Origin of the sequence: Levilactobacillus namurensis (assembly GCF_032197885.1) — a bacterium.
GTDB classification, from domain to species: Bacteria; Bacillota; Bacilli; order Lactobacillales; family Lactobacillaceae; genus Levilactobacillus; species Levilactobacillus namurensis_A.
The window spans coordinates 40940-57066 of record NZ_CP134159.1; the positions used below are offsets into that span (position 1 = coordinate 40940).

General features: G+C 48.3%; 13 protein-coding genes. 6 read left to right on the forward strand and 7 right to left on the reverse strand.

Annotated features, from left to right (window positions below):
* Positions 1-34: 34 nt before the first annotated feature.
* Positions 35-469, reverse strand: coding sequence for a helix-turn-helix domain-containing protein (locus RIN67_RS00185; RefSeq protein WP_265000197.1), 435 nt, complete (start codon positions 467-469; stop codon positions 35-37).
* A gap of 601 nt (positions 470-1070) precedes the next feature.
* On the opposite strand from RIN67_RS00185, the gene RIN67_RS00190 reads away from it, so the two are divergent.
* The gene (locus RIN67_RS00190) at positions 1071-6224 is read left to right on the forward strand and encodes a phosphodiester glycosidase family protein (RefSeq protein ID WP_265000196.1); all 5154 of its coding nucleotides are present in this window, start codon (positions 1071-1073) and stop codon (positions 6222-6224) included.
* A gap of 251 nt (positions 6225-6475) precedes the next feature.
* On the forward strand, positions 6476-8131 hold the full coding sequence (locus tag RIN67_RS00195) for an SWIM zinc finger family protein (RefSeq protein WP_313826115.1): 1656 nt from the start codon (positions 6476-6478) through the stop codon (positions 8129-8131).
* 110 nt (positions 8132-8241) lie between these two features.
* Here the strand turns inward: RIN67_RS00195 and RIN67_RS00200 are convergent, their stop codons facing one another.
* Complete coding sequence (locus RIN67_RS00200) at positions 8242-8724, reverse strand: hypothetical protein (protein WP_265000194.1); 483 nt, start codon at positions 8722-8724, stop codon at positions 8242-8244.
* A 351-nt stretch (positions 8725-9075) separates the two neighbouring features.
* Between RIN67_RS00200 and RIN67_RS00205 the strand changes: the two genes are divergently transcribed.
* Positions 9076-10071 (forward strand): NlpC/P60 family protein, encoded by a 996-nt coding sequence (locus RIN67_RS00205; protein WP_265000193.1) that lies wholly within the window; start codon positions 9076-9078, stop codon positions 10069-10071.
* A gap of 67 nt (positions 10072-10138) precedes the next feature.
* Here RIN67_RS00205 and RIN67_RS00210 read toward each other — a convergent pair whose 3' ends face one another.
* The 4 genes from RIN67_RS00210 to RIN67_RS00225 form a co-directional block, all read right to left on the reverse strand.
* A complete protein-coding gene (locus tag RIN67_RS00210) occupies positions 10139-11053 on the reverse strand; it encodes an NAD-dependent epimerase/dehydratase family protein (protein WP_313826114.1) in 915 nt (304 codons plus the stop codon).
* Positions 11053-11733 (reverse strand): type 1 glutamine amidotransferase domain-containing protein, encoded by a 681-nt coding sequence (locus tag RIN67_RS00215; protein WP_265000191.1) that lies wholly within the window; start codon positions 11731-11733, stop codon positions 11053-11055. Before RIN67_RS00215 ends, RIN67_RS00210 begins: the two co-directional genes overlap by 1 nt.
* Positions 11730-12065, reverse strand: coding sequence for an ArsR/SmtB family transcription factor (locus tag RIN67_RS00220; protein ID WP_265000190.1), 336 nt, complete (start codon positions 12063-12065; stop codon positions 11730-11732). The genes RIN67_RS00215 and RIN67_RS00220 overlap by 4 nt, the downstream gene beginning before the upstream one ends.
* A gap of 204 nt (positions 12066-12269) precedes the next feature.
* Positions 12270-12926 (reverse strand): FusB/FusC family EF-G-binding protein, encoded by a 657-nt coding sequence (locus RIN67_RS00225; protein WP_265000189.1) that lies wholly within the window; start codon positions 12924-12926, stop codon positions 12270-12272.
* A 329-nt stretch (positions 12927-13255) separates the two neighbouring features.
* On the opposite strand from RIN67_RS00225, the gene RIN67_RS00230 reads away from it, so the two are divergent.
* Positions 13256-13441 (forward strand): hypothetical protein, encoded by a 186-nt coding sequence (locus RIN67_RS00230; RefSeq protein ID WP_313826113.1) that lies wholly within the window; start codon positions 13256-13258, stop codon positions 13439-13441.
* A 77-nt stretch (positions 13442-13518) separates the two neighbouring features.
* Here RIN67_RS00230 and RIN67_RS00235 read toward each other — a convergent pair whose 3' ends face one another.
* A complete protein-coding gene (locus tag RIN67_RS00235) occupies positions 13519-13956 on the reverse strand; it encodes a hypothetical protein (RefSeq protein ID WP_265000188.1) in 438 nt (145 codons plus the stop codon).
* Between the two features lie 272 nt (positions 13957-14228).
* Here RIN67_RS00235 and RIN67_RS00240 point away from each other — a divergent pair, with 272 nt between their 5' ends.
* A complete protein-coding gene (locus RIN67_RS00240; RefSeq protein WP_265000187.1) occupies positions 14229-14525 on the forward strand; it encodes a hypothetical protein in 297 nt (98 codons plus the stop codon).
* 144 nt (positions 14526-14669) lie between these two features.
* Positions 14670-16046 (forward strand): NAD(P)/FAD-dependent oxidoreductase, encoded by a 1377-nt coding sequence (locus RIN67_RS00245; RefSeq protein WP_265000186.1) that lies wholly within the window; start codon positions 14670-14672, stop codon positions 16044-16046.
* Positions 16047-16127: the final 81 nt, after the last annotated feature.

The following is a 16127-nucleotide window of genomic DNA, read 5'->3' on the forward strand; positions in this document are numbered from 1 at the left end:
AGAATTCATTCTCAATCTTTAACATTTGGTTTTCCTACTTCAACTGTTTCAATTCTTCTGCCGAGTTCTGTGGCTTCGCTGCTTTTCGGTTACGTTGTTTATGTTTGGCCATAATTTTTGGGTTCCCTCGTTTTCGTTCAAGCCCCACAATTCCCGCTTCCCGAAAGCGTCTTTCCCACTGCCAAATGGTGCTTGACGACGATAAGTCAAAGTCTAACGCTGTGGCTGGAAGCGAAGCCTGATTTTGTTTTCTCCAGTTTAATACATCGGCCTTGAACTGACTTGAATATTCTGAAGTTATCGGGCGCGCCTTTAGGCTTTCGATTCCTCGTCGTTCAAACCGATGGATCCAACCAAGAATGACTGAATCATCGCTAACACCATATTTCTTAGCCAAGGATGTAGATCCCGTACCAGCAAGATATTCAGTAACGACTTTAATTCGAAACTCTAAATTAAATTTGGACATAGTAAAACCCCCAAGATTGGATTTGGTGTCCAACCTTAGGGGTTCACTTTATTGAGACCTGTTTTAATGAGTACAAGTTACTTCGCTGGGACGCCGCAATAGCCGTTGCAAGCGCACTTGTCGTCTGAGATCATCGGACAGTGGCAGATGCCATCGGCGCTAGCGCAGCCGCAGCCCTGGGCGCAGGTCATACCGGCGTGGCAGTACGGGTTGGTCGCGTCTTGGGTATGGGATGAATCAGTGTTGGATTGAGCCATGAGACAAACCTCCTTGAATTTAGGTAAATAGTATTTTGGTTACTAATAATTAGTAAGAGCTTAGTCGCTTTTAGTCCAAATGGCAATGCCCAAAAGTCGAATAGCGGTCAGTTGTCTTCAGAAGTGACTAGAGTGGAGATCACAAATTATATAGTTGATGCTTATTTTGGTGATGAAACGCTATGTAAAACTTCTGTAGTGTCTGTACAAGCTTTGTAAAGTAGGCCATATTTTGTTTTCAATCCTTTAAACTGATTTTAGTTGTTACGGCAAGCGATTGTGGCCGTAGTCAATGATGACCAGACACTGTTGAAGAACGAACTATAGAAAGGAATTTTTTAATCGTGCCGAAACGAAAACGACAACTTAGTGCAGCTATTGCAACCGTATTAGTTTTGTCCCCACTAATGACCCCGGTGGCCCATGCCAAGGTAGGTCAATCGGAGCGACTTTTAGCAACTCAAGTGACTAAAAGTTCCCGTACGACATCTTCCATGGCTGATTTGGGAATTTTACATCCCTTGGATAAGACCACTAATCAATTAGCGCCAGGAATCGACGATGAAAAACTTACGTTTAACAATAAAGATAATTCTAGAACGGTTATCCGTACTGTTAATGTCGATCTTAAGGATAAATCGACATCCCTAGTTCCGAGAACTAAGAAAACATCTACCGGCTTTCAAATGGCTAATGTATTAGATACAGCTAACGATGCCGTTGAGGAAGGTAAGCAAGTCGTTGCGGCGGTCAACGCAGATTTCTTTGATATGGGGACCGGAGAACCTTCTGGAAATGTTTTGATTGATGGACAAGAATTACATGCGGCGAATAAGAATAGTGGCGAAGCCTTCTTTGGTATTCTAAAGGACAGTGGTAAAGCGGTTATTGGGACCCAAGATGATTACCTTAAACAAAAGGATAATTTGAAACAGGCTTTAGGTGGTTTGGGCATTCTGGTTAAGGATGGTAAGGTCCAAAGTAACCTGGATGGTATTCCAACGAAACCCGATGCTGCGCGTTCCGCCGTAGGAATTAGGGAAAATGGATCGGTCTTCTTTGTAACGATTGATGGTCAACAACCAGGTTATTCTAATGGAATGACACCGCAAGATTTAGCTCAAACTATGAAAGACAAGGGTGCAGTTGATGCGTTAAATTTTGACGGCGGTGGTTCTGCTACATATGTTTCGCGGACACCAGGACAAAGCGCTTTAAGCATTAAAAATAAGCCTTCGGATGGGCATCCTCGTTCTGTATCGAATACGTGGCTGGTGGAAACTAGCACTGCCTCAGATCACACGTTTGATAGAGCGGAAGTAACGCCTAAGGATCAAGCTTATACGCCAAATTCTACTGTCCATTTTAAAGCTAACGGGGTAGATAAGGCTGGTTATGCAGCCGATTTGCCGAGTGATGCGATCTGGTCACTAAAGGACGATTCTTTAGGAAAGATTGACGCTAAGACGGGAACCTTTATTTCTAACGGAAAGTCGGGGAACGTTACGGCTGAGTTGAGACAGGGTAGTAAAGTGATTGGCAGTTCTACCGTAGCGGTTCAGACACCAGATGAAATTTTCTTTGATAGTAAACAGTTAAGTTTAGAAGGTGGAAAGTCAGAAAATCTCGGTCTGCATGCACGTTATCAGGGTAGGGAAGTTAATTTAAAAGCTAGTGATATTGACTGGACGGTTCCGGATGGTATGGGGGTCGTTGACGATAAGGGGAAATTCACAGCGTCAATCAGTGGTAAGAGTGGGACAATTAAGGCTACGTTACACGGAACCACTCATGAAGCCAGAATTGATATTCAACTTGGACAATTACCTAAAGTGCTTTGGAATTTTGAAGATAAAGACAGTTTAGCTAGCTGGGATATAGATAGGGCTATTGCTTCTAAACCAAACATATCGTTAGCTAATTCTAATGATGGTCAGGTTCGATTTGGTGATCAGTCCTTACGAATGGATTTTGATTTTACTACTGGCGGGAAGGCAACTACTTTAGGAGCATATACTGGACCAAAAACTTCGGTTGAAATTCCAGGGAATCCAACAGCTATTGGGATGTGGGTTTATGGAACACCTGAAGCACAAGGCTACTGGTTAAGAATGCAGGTTCATCCAGGAGGTAAGGGACTTCTTAATTTGAACTTTACCCCTGAGCATCCGGGAATCAACTGGCTTGGATGGAAGTATGTTGAGGCAAAGATTGATTCTAAGACAGCGATGCCTTTAACAACATGGGAAAATCAAGCAATTCGGTTAATGTCCACCAAAGCGGGTCAGCCAAATGGTGGGCCGGTTACAAAGGGACATATCTTTGTTGACAATATTCGAGCCGTTTATGGTGTCAATAAAGATGACACTAAGGCGCCAATTATTGAAAGTATCGATGCGGATGGAAAGACGTTCACAGGAAACAACCCAACCATCACAGTTAAAACGCATGAAGATACTAATGATCCTAATGCTTCTGGCATGGATTGGGAAAAGAATAAGATTGCGATTGATGGTCAAATTTTATCTATCGATAAAAGTCATTACTCTTTTGACCCAGATGGTTCCATGACGTTACGAGGGTATAAATTTGCAGACGGGAAACACCATATTAAGGTATCCGTTTATGATAAATTTGGTAATCGGACCGATAAAGATGCCTACTTTACCGTTAAGACGGGCAATCAATCCGCTATTCATTTAAAGCCAGTTGATACGACGGCAAAACTAGGCAGCACTGCTGAATTTGATTTGACGGCTGATGATGTTACCAAGCTGAAGTCCGGTAAATTTAAATTTAGTTTGACGCCTGGATTTACTGTTAGAAAAGTAGAATTTGCAGAACCTGATGCAGGTAATACCCATGAAGATAACGCTTCTGATAGTTCGGTTACGCTTAATGTCTCTAAGTTCGGTACCGATAAAACTAAACCATTTGCTAAGGTCTTTATTGATATCCCTAAGGAGACAGAAAAAGGGACCAATCTGACTTACCAAATGGTTCAAGGTATGGTAACACCCAATGAGACGCCAGGACCTGATGTGGTGAATACTTTTGGATCTGAACCTCATACGGTTAAAGTTCAAGCAGATTACACCATTCAACATCAGCCTATTGTTTTGACCCAGCCTAATATGATTACCGTTATGGATACGCAGAAGAAGCCAGTTGTTAATGCTAAAGTATCCGTGATTGATGCTAAAGGGACCCAAACAGAACTAGGAACGACTGATGCACAAGGCCAAATTGATGCCAAGAAGCTCCCACAAGTGGTGGGTAAGTTTAGTTTAGTAGCTGAAAAGGATGGAAAGTACAGTTTCGTCACTAGAGATCAAGTATTCGAAGTTGCGGGGGATGAAAAACCGTTTGACCTGTTGGCGGGATCAACTCAAGACCCCACAACGCGAAAAACCATTACTTGGTTTACAGCGCCAGCTGCTAAGCCGAAGGATGCGTTGATGCAAATTGCACCGGATGAAGAGTACCGTAAGAGTGCAGAACAGGCGTTTAAAACACAAAAGGGATTTACAAGACTCTATACGTATAGCGATGATAGCAAGGCTGTACAAATGAATCGGGTAGATGCTAAGGGATTGAAGCCAGGAACAGCATATGCATATCGCGTTGGGGATGGGCATGATTGGTCAGACGTTCGGCATTTTACGACTCTTAAAGATAGTGATCATTTAACATTTAACGTCTTGGGAGATACGCAAGTTAACGTTCCTAAGCAATTACATCCAATGGATGAAGTTTTTGCAAAACTTGAAGCAGCTAAGACTTTGCCAGATTTTGCTATTCATGTCGGAGACTTTAACGATAATCAAATGACTTTTAAAGAAGCTGATATGACAGCGCAGATGTTTAATAAACATACCGCTTATGATTCCCTAGATATGATTCACGTCTTAGGAAACCATGAATACATGGGAGATGACGGAACAAAAGCCACGGAAATGCTGGGGGTTCCCGGAAATAATGGGCCCAAAATTAACACTAAAGGAACTTATTCCGTTGATTATGGTAACATGCACATTGCCAGCATTGGGTGGACAGACAATGTTGATGAGATGCAACAAGAATTAGACTGGTTACGTAAAGACATGAAGGCGACTAATAAGACCTGGCGGATTGTTACAACCCATCAACCGGCTTACAATAAGAACCCAGCTGATTCTGAGTCATCAATGTTCCATAAAATGTTACCACCGGTTTGCGATGAACTAGGAATCGATATTGTCTTTAGCGGACATGATCATTCTTATGGCCGGACTTATCCCTTGGTCGGTGGTAAAAAGGTGACACACGGAACCACGTATATTGCTGCTGGTCACACAGGGGATAAGACGTATGATATTCGTCCTAATGAACCGGAAGTTTGGGATTATATCCAAAAGGAAGCTGATAAGGATCAAAAAACTTTTCTAACGTTGTCGGTAAATGGTAACAAGATGGTGCTAGTTACCCGTGATGAAAATGGAAAGCAAATTGATTCTAAGGAAATTTCTGCTTTGAATCATTCTACAGTTTCTGGTGGTCATTCTGGTAACTCGAACGTGACTAGTCCTAGTCAACAGGTAACTGATGAGAAGTCGGCCTTGGAAACGGCGATTAAGGATGCTGAGAAGTTAAAGGCTGGCGATTATACGTCAGGAAGCTTCACAGAATTTGAAAAGGCGTTGACTCGGGCCAAAGAGTTAGCGGGTAATGCTACGGCAACAAAGGATGAGTTGAAAGCAGCTCATTTAACTTTAATTAAGGCACAATCGGGGTTGAAACCAGTCGATGTTGTCATCCCAGATTCGTCAAAACCGGCTAAACCAGGGGATGGAAAATCTAAGGTGCCAGCCAAAGTTGTTGGTGTTAGGGGATTGGCACTATACCGAAAACCTAATTTTGCAAAATCAGTTCGAATGAACGGATTTAGAAAACAACCACAAATGCATCAGCCACAGTTTGAAGTCTTGGGAGTGGCTCACTCTAAGAATGGCCGACTGAGATTTCACGTAAAGGATATCAATCGGAAGTCTAAGACTTATCACAAGACAGGCTATATCACGGCTAGCAGCAAATATGTGCAATCTGCGGAATATACAAAGACTTATAAAAAGCTAACCGTAATTTCAGCAAAGGGATTGAACGCTTACAAGTCGATGAAACTGGTGGGGAAGATTAAGAAACATTATCATCAGGGTAAAGTTCTTCGCGTTAAGCGGTTGATTCATCGCGGTAAGTCAGTAGTTTTCCAACTAATGAATAATAGCTACATCTCTTCTAATAAGAATCAGGTACAAGCAGGAATGGTTAAGCTTCCTAAGCGAATCAAAGCTAAACATGCGATTAATTTGTATCGTGATGTGAACCTCCAGCATAAGAAGCATGGTATCATTAGCGGAGCAACGTTGAAGGTTGTGGGTTGGGATTACTCAAGCCATGGGACACTACGTTATCGTGTCAGTGGTGGCTATATCACGGCTAATCACAAGTTTTTAAAATAGGTATCGTACCATATAAATAGGATAGCCTCCTGAATTGGTTGTAATAATCAATTCAGGAGGCTATTTTCTTTAGAAGTTAACCCTAACAATCTATTAAAACTAGATAGCAATGAAGTAATAAACTGGACCAATTAATCTTCAACCACCACCGCGTCCATCACCAGCACATCTGGTAAACTTAAGGGAGTAGTGAACTAAACGTAAAGGCCCCAAACAAAGTGGCGGGGCCGATGAGAGAGGTGGGAAACACCATGGAAGACGATTTAGCAGATCTGTTTGAGCCGCAAATCTTAGATCGGGGCTACGGGTATTACTTAGATGGGGCCGTCCAGAATTTACGACAGACCGCCACCCAAATTACCGCGGAAGTTCGCGGTTCCCAACGCTATGATGTCACGATAACTTTGCGGAATGATAGCGTAATGGAGATGGCGTGCGATTGCCCGTATGCCGAACAAGGCAAGTCCTGTAAACACATGGCGGCCGTCCTCATGGCCGCGGAAGCTACCAATGACGCAACGCCAACCAGTTCTCCCGACCAGAGCGCTCAAGCCCAACAATTGGTGGCCCAGGCCACACCGGACCAGCTCCGGGCGTTCTTAAGCCGGACCTTGGCGAGTGACCGGACCCTGATGACCCAATTTAAAAAGTTTATGACGTCCTCAACGACCAGCGTTGCCGAGGAAAAAGCCGAAATCGACGACATTTGCGCGTCGTATGCCGACCGCAACGGGTTCATTGATTACCAGGATGCCGAATCCTTCGAAGCCGAGATTCAGAACTACCTGGCCGACGACTTGGAAACGTTGGTGGTCGAGCATCAAGACGACGTTGCTTTTGCCGTGCTCAGCCATCTGTATTTAAAGCTGGACACCTTAGACATCGACGACTCCGCTGGTGAAATCATGGAAATTCTAATCAACGGGAGTGATCTGTGGCGGCGGGTCATTAAGCAGTCGTTACTCCCGGTCAAACGACAGATCTTTACTTGGTTAGCGACCCAGGTTCAGCGTCCCTTAAACGCCATTGAGGAAGACGTTCGCACGTTACTTTTTGACCAAGGATTCTCAGAGCAGGAATTCCTCGAAGCCCGGTTAGCGTTGACGGCGACGATGATTCAACGCTTCGAAGCCAGTTCGGACGCCACGGATTGGGACTTGACCCAGTGGGTGCTCTACCGGGCACACACCTTAACGGCGATGCAGGCGGATGATGCCGTGCTCGAAGCCCTCTATCGCCGTTACCAGCAGTATTCGACGGTGCGGAACGATTACGTGGATTTCTGCTTACGCAAGCAGCGCGTGGCACAAGCCATTAGCTTGTTACAGGAGGGGAAACGGGTTAACCGCGACCTGCCCGGCGTGGTCGTCGAAGACAGCCGGCGCCTGGCTAAAATCTACCAGAAACAGCAGGATACAGCCAACTACCGCCAAGAACTCTGGTGTCTGGTGACCCAGTATCACGTGGCTGATTTAGCCGACTTTAAGGCCTACAAAGCAACCTTTTCTCCAGCAACGTGGCCCGCCCAGCGAACGAAGCTCTTCCAAGCACTGCAGTCGCAAGCTGACCCGGCCAAATTGGCGCCACTATACGCATACGAGGACCTGAAGCCCGAATTGCTCCAGGCGATTCTGGCGGAAAAGGGAATCGCGGGGCTTCAGAAATACGGGCCCATGCTTAAAAACCAGTACGCCGCCAAAATTATCCGCAAGTACGCCCAGTATGCTGATCAGGCCATAATCAGTACCGGCCCCCGAAAACACTACCGCGAGATTGTCGACTTACTTCGAGAAATGGCCCGGTATCCCTTGGGGGACCTGCAAGCCCAGCAACTCATCCAGGATTGGCAACAGCGGTATCCGCGGCGAAGTGCCATGTTGGATGAACTAGCGCGGTTTAAGTCGTAGGCATTCAGCGCTAGAATTTTGGAGTATAGCGTCGCTTTAACTCCCCCTTCAAAACTGTAAAAGCATCTGAACAGCGTCCCAGCGGGCGTTATTCAGATGCTTTTTATCATTCAGGCCTTACCGCCGGCTGAGCCAATACTTTTGTAGTGATACATGTGGCCAGTCTTAGCATCGATAGCGTGTGATTCGTAGTTCCAGTAGCCTTTCAAACCGTGGTAACTCTTTTTAACAAAGTAGATGCTGGTGAACGTGTAATACTTTGTTTTTTTAGATTTCCAGAATTTCGAGTGATTTTTCCCAGTGAGCATATTAAACGTTCCAGAGTTTGCATAATTCAGTTTGCCATCAAAGTTATTGTAAATACTGACGATATCATTAGGTTTTTTTTCGACTGTTTTCCGATAGTGAAGGTGATATTTGGTTCGCATCTGCTTAAGAGTATAGGTTCTCTTCCCAATTTTATAGCGTTTAGGGTGAGTGACTTTCGAGGCATGTTTAGTGGATTTGGCTAGTGCCTGTACTGGAGCTTCGGCTAAGGTAGAACCACCCATAGTAGCTAGGATAATCAGGGTAAGGGCTTGGTGCTTGTTCACGTAAATGACCTCCTTAATAATTCAGTAGTAGATAATGGGATGGGTATTTGGCAAGTGAAGATTTTAAACCGTTTGCTTTAAAGAAAACGGTTCACTTAAAAGAAAGCGCAACCAAATAGCCATTAATAATGGTATCATAATATAAGATTAAATCATCTAAATTGTTTCCGTGGATAATCATCCATCGGCAAAAATTTTAATGACGAGTGGTCGTCACGTCCAGCCCAGTTAGCGCAGAGCCCCGGGACGAACTGTGGTCGGTGATTTAACGGCAAGGGAAAAGGGACGAATTGACGCCAAGGGGTCGTGTCCGGACAACACGGCTAAACTATCGTTTTGGAGGGATTTTCTATGCAGGGTTTTAGAAAAGCGGTCGTGGGCTTCTTATTAGGTGCGGCCTTACTAGTCGGTGGCATCACGGCACAGGCGAGCAGCACGAATAAGGATCAACTTACGTATAATCGCCCTTATCATGCCACGCGCACGTTGTATCATCCGAAATACAATTTTTACAAGCAACCTTATAAAACGGCAATGAAGCGGGTCAGCTCGGCCAAACACGATTATGAGCGGAAGTTTACCGTTACCCGTATCGCGAAGAACGGTCACGGGACGTTCTTTAAGACGCAACGGGGCTGGATCAATCGGGACGCCTTTTACCACTGGATTCGGTACCAAGGTCCCCTGAACTATTCCATGAAGGTCAATCACACGCACATTCTACTGTATAACAAGCCTTGGGGTCTCAAGGGCGCCAAAGTCACGGGCAGCACCAGTACCAAGCAACTGGTCGGTCACTGGTATCACGTGGATCGGCGGGCCGAGTTGAATACGGGTCGCGGGTACTACCGGTTGACGGCTAACGGCAAGACCTACTGGATTCGGGGAAAGTATCTCTCCTTCAATACCAAGGCGTTAGTGGGGAACATTAAGAAGGTTGAAAAGGCGGTCAAGACCGGCTCCAAACTCGTGGGGAAGTCGAAGTACTCCTGGGGTGGCGGTCGAACGGCGGCCAGCATCCGGGCGCGGCGGTTCGATTGTTCGTCGTTTGTACACTACATCTACGCGAAGTCCGGCGTTCGGTTAGGCCCGACGTCGAGCTGCACCACGTATTCGTTGATTCATATGGGACGCAAGATTAAGGCGAGTCATATGAAACGGGGCGACATCTTCTTCTTTGATGACAAAGAAGAGGGCCGCAATTGCCACGTGGCGTTGTACCTGGGGAACCATCTCTTCTTACACGATTCACCGAGTTCCGATACCGGTGGGGTGGGAATCTCCAGCTTGAAAGATCCGCATTGGCAGATGCGCTTCAACGGGAACGTCCGGCGGTTAGTCGGCTAAAATTGACAAAGGGTCCCTTCACGGTTGAGCGTGAAGGGACCCTAGTTCGTTTAGAAGACATGAGCGTCTACCCCAAAATCGTCTGAATTCCCTGTTCAAACGTGGTCACGGTGAAGTCCGGGAAGCGCTGGTTGAACTTAGCGGTGTTGAAGCGGTTGTCCACCTGGTAACGTGGCAATAGTTCCGCGAGTTCCCGCATTTGGGTGCTGACCAGGGCGCCTAATTTAAATTGCCACAGGGGGATGACCGTGTGCTGAATGGGGTGGCCGAGAGTTTGTTCCGCCAGGCGCAACAGTTCTTGGTAGGTCCGGCTGCGGTCGACGGGCAGGTGCCAAGTCTGACCGTAACAGTCCGGCGTGTTACCAATCAAAGCCATAGCGCGGCTGGCATCGGGCGTCCAGATCAGTGACCGGGAGGTGTGTTGACTGACGGGCACTTTGACCCGCTTTCCGGCCTGCAGGTTTTTAAACAGCAACGTATTGGTGATACTTTTAGTGCCGGTGGGGCCGTAGAATTCCGGTGCCCGGCAGATCACTGCGGTAATGGTTTTCTGCGCCATGGCGGTTAACAACATCGTGGCCATTTTGGCCCGGACCGTCGCTTTGCGGCCTTCAGGAGCGAAGGGGGTGTCTTCGGTCTGTACTGCCGCCGTTTTAGGATACATGTAGGTGTTGTCGAAAAAGACCAGCTTGCTGTGGTGCACCTGGCAGGCCTGCATCACGTTAGCCAACATGGTAGGAAACTGCTCCTCCCACATGGTTGAATTCATGGGTAATCCCAGGGTGAAGTAGACGATGTCACTGCCCGCGATTGCCGCGTTGGTCTCCTCGGCGTTAAGCATGTCGGCCGCCACTAGCTCATCGTTGGGATTGATGCGGGTGGGATGGCGGCTGACTAGGCGAATATCCTGGGTGTAGTTTCGCGCTAATTCAACGGCTAGTTCGTGACCAATGGGGCCGTTACTGCCTAGAATCGTTTGCATTAATTTTTCAGCTCCTTAATTAATTTCCGAGCGACTGACCGGACCGAGAAAGGATTTTGGCCGGTAATCAGGCGACCGTCTTGGACGGCGTAGTCTGTGTAAAAGCGTTTTTGTTTAAAATGGGCCCCGTGCTGGCGGGCCACGTCCCGGTTGAGGAACGGTACCACCTTACGCTTCCCCGCGAGGTGTTCTTCGGTAGCGGTAAAGCCGGTAATGGTCTTGCCGGCAATCAGGTAGCGGCCCTGGGCATCCTGGACATTCAACAGGCCCGCAATTCCATGGCAGACGGAGGCCAGGTATCCTTGGTGGGCGTCAATGGCCCGTGCAATGGCTTGGAGTTCCGGGTTGTCGGGGAAGTCCCACATGACCCCGTGACCACCGGTGTAGTAGATGGCCGCGTAGTCGGCAGGATTAACGTCGGCGGGCTTGAGGGTGTTGCGCAAACCGCGTTCGATGAAGTCGGGATCCTGATAAACGGCCATGATGGCATCATCAGTGTAGCGCATACTGCGCGGATCCAGCGGCACGAAGCCACCGCGGGGACTCACGTAGTCGCAAGCAATGTCCGCGCGTTGCATTTCGTCCACGAATTCGGCACTTTCTCCCAACCACAGACCGGTGGGGTCGGTGGTTCCGTGATAGACTTGGACGTTGGTTTCGACGATTAAGACTTTGGTCATTTGAGGGTCCCCCGTTCCATAATTTCCTGAGCCTCCGTTAGAAAGGCCTGTAGTTTCGCAATTTCGCTGGTGACGTGGGTGAGGTAGTAAAAGTTCTTGGTGCCTTCGCGCCGGTAATCCACGATTTTGGCGTCCCGGAGGACTTTTAAATGGTGGGAGACGGCGGGGCGGGAGAGTTGCGTGGCAGCCATTAATTGGGGCACTTGCAGTCCCGCGCAACCGACGTCTTCTAGGAGGCGGATGATGATTGCCTGGCGTTTTTCGTCACCCAGGGCGATTAGAAAGCCGCTGACGTCGCTTAAGTTTTTTTGTAGGGTCGCATAATCTGACATGGGAATTCCTCCGTTATTTGGTTCGTTTGTTTAAACCATTAAACATCAAAATGGAGTAGATGTCAACGGATCGGCTTGGAATGGCGGAACAGTGGTGGGACCTTGAGTGCCACCATGCTAAAAAGGTCCCGTCACGATGAACTGACGTCATCGTGAAGGGACCTTAGTTGCGTTAAGTTTTATGGTTCGAGAATCCGGGCGTCCTTACCGGCCCTTAGATGGCCGCACCACCGTTAAGAAATCCTGGAGCCGCTGGGGGTCGGTCAATTGGCGGTTACACTGGGCGCTATCGCGACAGATGTAATTGCCTTGACGCGTATAGCCCGTCACCCCGTTACGTTTGGTAATGGCCGTGAATAACGAGACGTTACCGATGGTGTGGCAGATGGCACAGACTCCCTTGACCGTTTGGGGAGCGAAGTCACCTTGGATGCCGATGAGGCGGTCCTCCCAGGGTGCGACCAGGTACTTCTTCTGGTTGCCCCCGTCGTTCCAGCCCAAGTAGGTGAGCTCATGCAGATTCAGCGCCGCCCAGTTGGGTTGCGGTAGTTTCTTGACCTTGCGAAACAACTTACTGAGTTGTTTCGGCGTCAGTTGAGCGAACGGAATCACCAGCGGCTGGAGGGTTTGTAGCAGATCTAGCGCTGCTTGGCGTTTGGGCGGCAACGCCTGGAGTTCCTGTAGAAACTCGCGGGCCAAGGGGTCTTGGTCGGGGAGTAGTGGGATAATCCGTTCCAGGGTGGTGGCCAGCGTAATCTGGCGCATCCGTTGGTCGTTGAGGGTGAGGTAGGCACTCACCAGGGTCGTGACTTGTTGGGTGATGTAGCTGTACTCATAGGGTTTAATGGTTGGTTCTAACATTGTTTTTCCTTTCAGATTTGACCAGACACTTCTCTGAAAGGTATTACAGAAAAGTGTCGCTTACCGAACAACCCTTTTCTGAGCGAATAATGGCGCCATCGTCGATCATCTCCTGAATCCGCCGAGGCGGACGAATGGCTATTAGTGTAGCAAAAATGGTGGGACTTGGCAACGGCGGGGCTTCGTTTGGGGAAGGAAGAGTCGTGTTTTCGGCGGCTGTTTCACGTGAAACAGTCCACGGGGGATTAGAGAATACGAAGCATTGCAGTTGTCAACAACCGTGAACATGCTAAGATAGGACCATTCTAAATAAGTTGTGGGGGATGACGATGTTACAGCTAGGAATTGTAATCTTTGCGGTGGGGTTTGTGTTGACGGGACTCGCGATCGTTACGTTCAAACTACGTGCCTTGGCCAATAAACCAGCTTGGGGTGGCTTGACGGTGCCCGGCGGAATCGTCGGCGTTGTCGCGCTGATTATCGGCGTGGGGCTGATTGGTTTAACTCAGATGTAACCTGAACATCACGAAATCCCTCGTAGCGCAGAGCCCAAGTGGCCCTAGTTGTTACGGGGGATTTTATGATGTCGCTGTTAAGCGCGGTGGAAGATGCCGTTATTGTCGGTGCGGCCATCGTGCATGATTTTAAAGTGGAGTTTGTGGTGAGAGTAGACTTTGATTTTAAAGGTAATTTTGACCCCTTTAGCGGACGCGTTATTGTACTGGCGGCCCTTAATCGTGTAAGTCTTTTTCCCGGTCTTCTTATAATGTAGCTTGGTCGAGTAGTCTGGGTCGCGTGGGGGCAGGGCCGGATTATTGGTGATGGACTTGGCCTTGATGAGGAGGTCAGCGTGGCCTTGGTAGTGAATCTGCTTGACCTTATGGGTGGTTCCGCGCCATTTCCCCCGAATAATCTTCGGGGTTCCTTTGTGCCAGGTCGCCGCTTGAGCGGTGGCAGTTGGCGCAGGTGTTGCTAAAGCCAGACCGAACGTTGTCAGTGTAATCAGTAAAGCTGGGGTGAATCGGTGCATCTTAATCGCTTCTTCGATGAATAGATTTAGGGCGGATGTCCTAGTAGGCAACTGATTGAGTCGTGTTGCCCATTCATAATTAAGCATAAAGCTAAACTTGGTGAAAAACAATTCTTGGTGCGGGGCTTGCCACTGGGTGGTCTCCTGATTAAAGGCTCTTAGGTCGGCTATCCCGAATGGTAGGGGACGTTGGATTAGCGCAGCTGTTTTTTGAAAACGCTATCGTATTAGACTTAGTGTGATTAATATCGGTTGTAAAGGAGCTGAATGTCATGGCGGAATGGATACCTGCTGAAAAGGGCCAGACGATTGGTCAACTGGGAACAGAAGATGGTGTGATTATTAAGGATGAAGAGTGGCCGGGGATTGGCCGTATCACGTTGGAGCAAAAACGTACCGGCTACGCAATCACTTGTGGTTTGTATGGTAGCTTTTTTCTGACCACGTATATAACACAAGCAGAAAGTGATGCGAAATACGTGGCGATGAAGGCAGCTTTGGCGGCCTCACCGGATGACCTAGAGGAGCTAGAAGTATGGATCGATAAATTTGTGCACCGTTTTCAGTAACGTTGCTTTGCGTGAAATTAGGTTCTAACAGGGTCCTTAAAATGTAGTACTAGTCCCATCAAATGAGTTGCATTTTAAACCCAAAAACGGTATCCTCTAGTTGCTAGTTAAGAATGGTTCTAAATTAGAGGAGGCTTTTGTTTAATGTCAAAAGAACGAATCGTGATTGTTGGGGCGTCACATGGTGGGCACCAAGCTATTCTAGAGTTACTCAGTCGGTATACCGATGTCGACATCACCCTGTTTGAAGCGGGGGACTTTATCTCGTTCATGTCGTGCGGGATGGAATTGTACTTAGAGAATAGCGTGACGGATGTCAACGACGTCCGGAACTTCAGTGCGGCGGATTTCCCTCAGCCCAATGTGCATATTTTGGACCAGCATGAGGTTACCAGTATTAACGCGGACGCTAAGACCGTCAGGGTGACCGACCATGCCACGGGCAAGACGGCGGACCAGCCCTATGACAAGTTAATTTTGAGCTCTGGCGTGACGCCTAAGTCCTTACCAGTACCGGGTGCGGACTTGGCCAACGTCTTCTTAATGCGGGGGAAGGACTGGGCCCTGAAGATCAAGGAAAAGCTGGCGGACCCGGCCGTGAAGCACATGACCATTATTGGAGCGGGCTACATCGGCATCGAGGCGGCGGAAGCCAGTCGCAAAGCCGGTAAGGACGTCACACTGTTAGACGTAATCGACCGCCCACTGGGGACTTACCTGGATGCGGAAATGACCGACATCTTAGCCCGGAAATTAACCGCTGAAGGGATTCACCTCCAGATGAACGCCAAGATTACGGCGTACGTTGGCGACCAGGCCGTCTCAGCGGTTAAGACCACCACGGGTGAAATCCCTAGCGACGTGGTGATTCAAGCAGCGGGCGTCCAGCCGAACACAGCGTGGCTGCAAGGGACGGTCGATTTGGACGACCGCGGTTGGATCAAGGTCGACAACTACTTGCGGACCAACCTGCCTGACGTTTACGCTATCGGAGATGCCACGTTAGCGTACTCCATTCCGGCCCAGAAAAAGGTCCCGATTGCGTTGGCCACGGTGGCCCGGCGCGAGGCCCGGTACGTGGTGCAACACCTCTTTGAAAAGCAACCAGCAGTGCCCTTCCGGGGGTTGGTCGGCTCGTCCGCGTTAAGCGTCTTTGACGAACACTTCGCGGAAAGCGGCTTGAATTCCTTTACGGCGCAACGGGCTGGGGTGACGGTCGCCAAGGACTTCTTCCAGACTACGTTACGGCCGAAGTACGTGCCTAGCGATAAGGGCAACCCGGAAGTTTCCGTCCAACTGTTCTTTAACCCCACGACCCACGTTTTACTGGGCGGGGCTGTCTTATCGACCTATGATATCACCGCGCAAGGCAACGTGATTGCACTGGCCGTCCAACAAGGTCTACGGTTGGAGGACTTAGCCGAAGCGGACTTCTTCTTCCAACCAGGGTTTGACCGGCAGTGGAGCCTATTGAACCTGGCTGCGCAACACGCGTTGGGTGAGGAACCCTTTACGGAATAATTACCCATAAACTGAAAAAATAACGGGAGACTTTTGTTGAATGAACAAAAGTCCCCCGTTATTTTGAATAGGTGAGGTGCA

What these genes read in the sequence shown, in the direction of transcription:
- RIN67_RS00245 (WP_265000186.1), top strand. Translation starts at nt 14,670, where the DNA reads ATGTCAAAAGAACGAATCGTGATTGTTGGGGCGTCACATGGTGGGCAC.
- RIN67_RS00205 (WP_265000193.1), top strand. Translation starts at nt 9,076, where the DNA reads ATGCAGGGTTTTAGAAAAGCGGTCGTGGGCTTCTTATTAGGTGCGGCC.
- RIN67_RS00225 (WP_265000189.1), bottom strand. Translation starts at nt 12,926, where the DNA reads ATGTTAGAACCAACCATTAAACCCTATGAGTACAGCTACATCACCCAA.
- RIN67_RS00210 (WP_313826114.1), bottom strand. Translation starts at nt 11,053, where the DNA reads ATGCAAACGATTCTAGGCAGTAACGGCCCCATTGGTCACGAACTAGCC.
- RIN67_RS00240 (WP_265000187.1), top strand. Translation starts at nt 14,229, where the DNA reads ATGGCGGAATGGATACCTGCTGAAAAGGGCCAGACGATTGGTCAACTG.
- RIN67_RS00185 (WP_265000197.1), bottom strand. Translation starts at nt 469, where the DNA reads ATGTCCAAATTTAATTTAGAGTTTCGAATTAAAGTCGTTACTGAATAT.
- RIN67_RS00195 (WP_313826115.1), top strand. Translation starts at nt 6,476, where the DNA reads ATGGAAGACGATTTAGCAGATCTGTTTGAGCCGCAAATCTTAGATCGG.
- RIN67_RS00235 (WP_265000188.1), bottom strand. Translation starts at nt 13,956, where the DNA reads ATGCACCGATTCACCCCAGCTTTACTGATTACACTGACAACGTTCGGT.
- RIN67_RS00215 (WP_265000191.1), bottom strand. Translation starts at nt 11,733, where the DNA reads ATGACCAAAGTCTTAATCGTCGAAACCAACGTCCAAGTCTATCACGGA.
- RIN67_RS00230 (WP_313826113.1), top strand. Translation starts at nt 13,256, where the DNA reads ATGTTACAGCTAGGAATTGTAATCTTTGCGGTGGGGTTTGTGTTGACG.
- RIN67_RS00220 (WP_265000190.1), bottom strand. Translation starts at nt 12,065, where the DNA reads ATGTCAGATTATGCGACCCTACAAAAAAACTTAAGCGACGTCAGCGGC.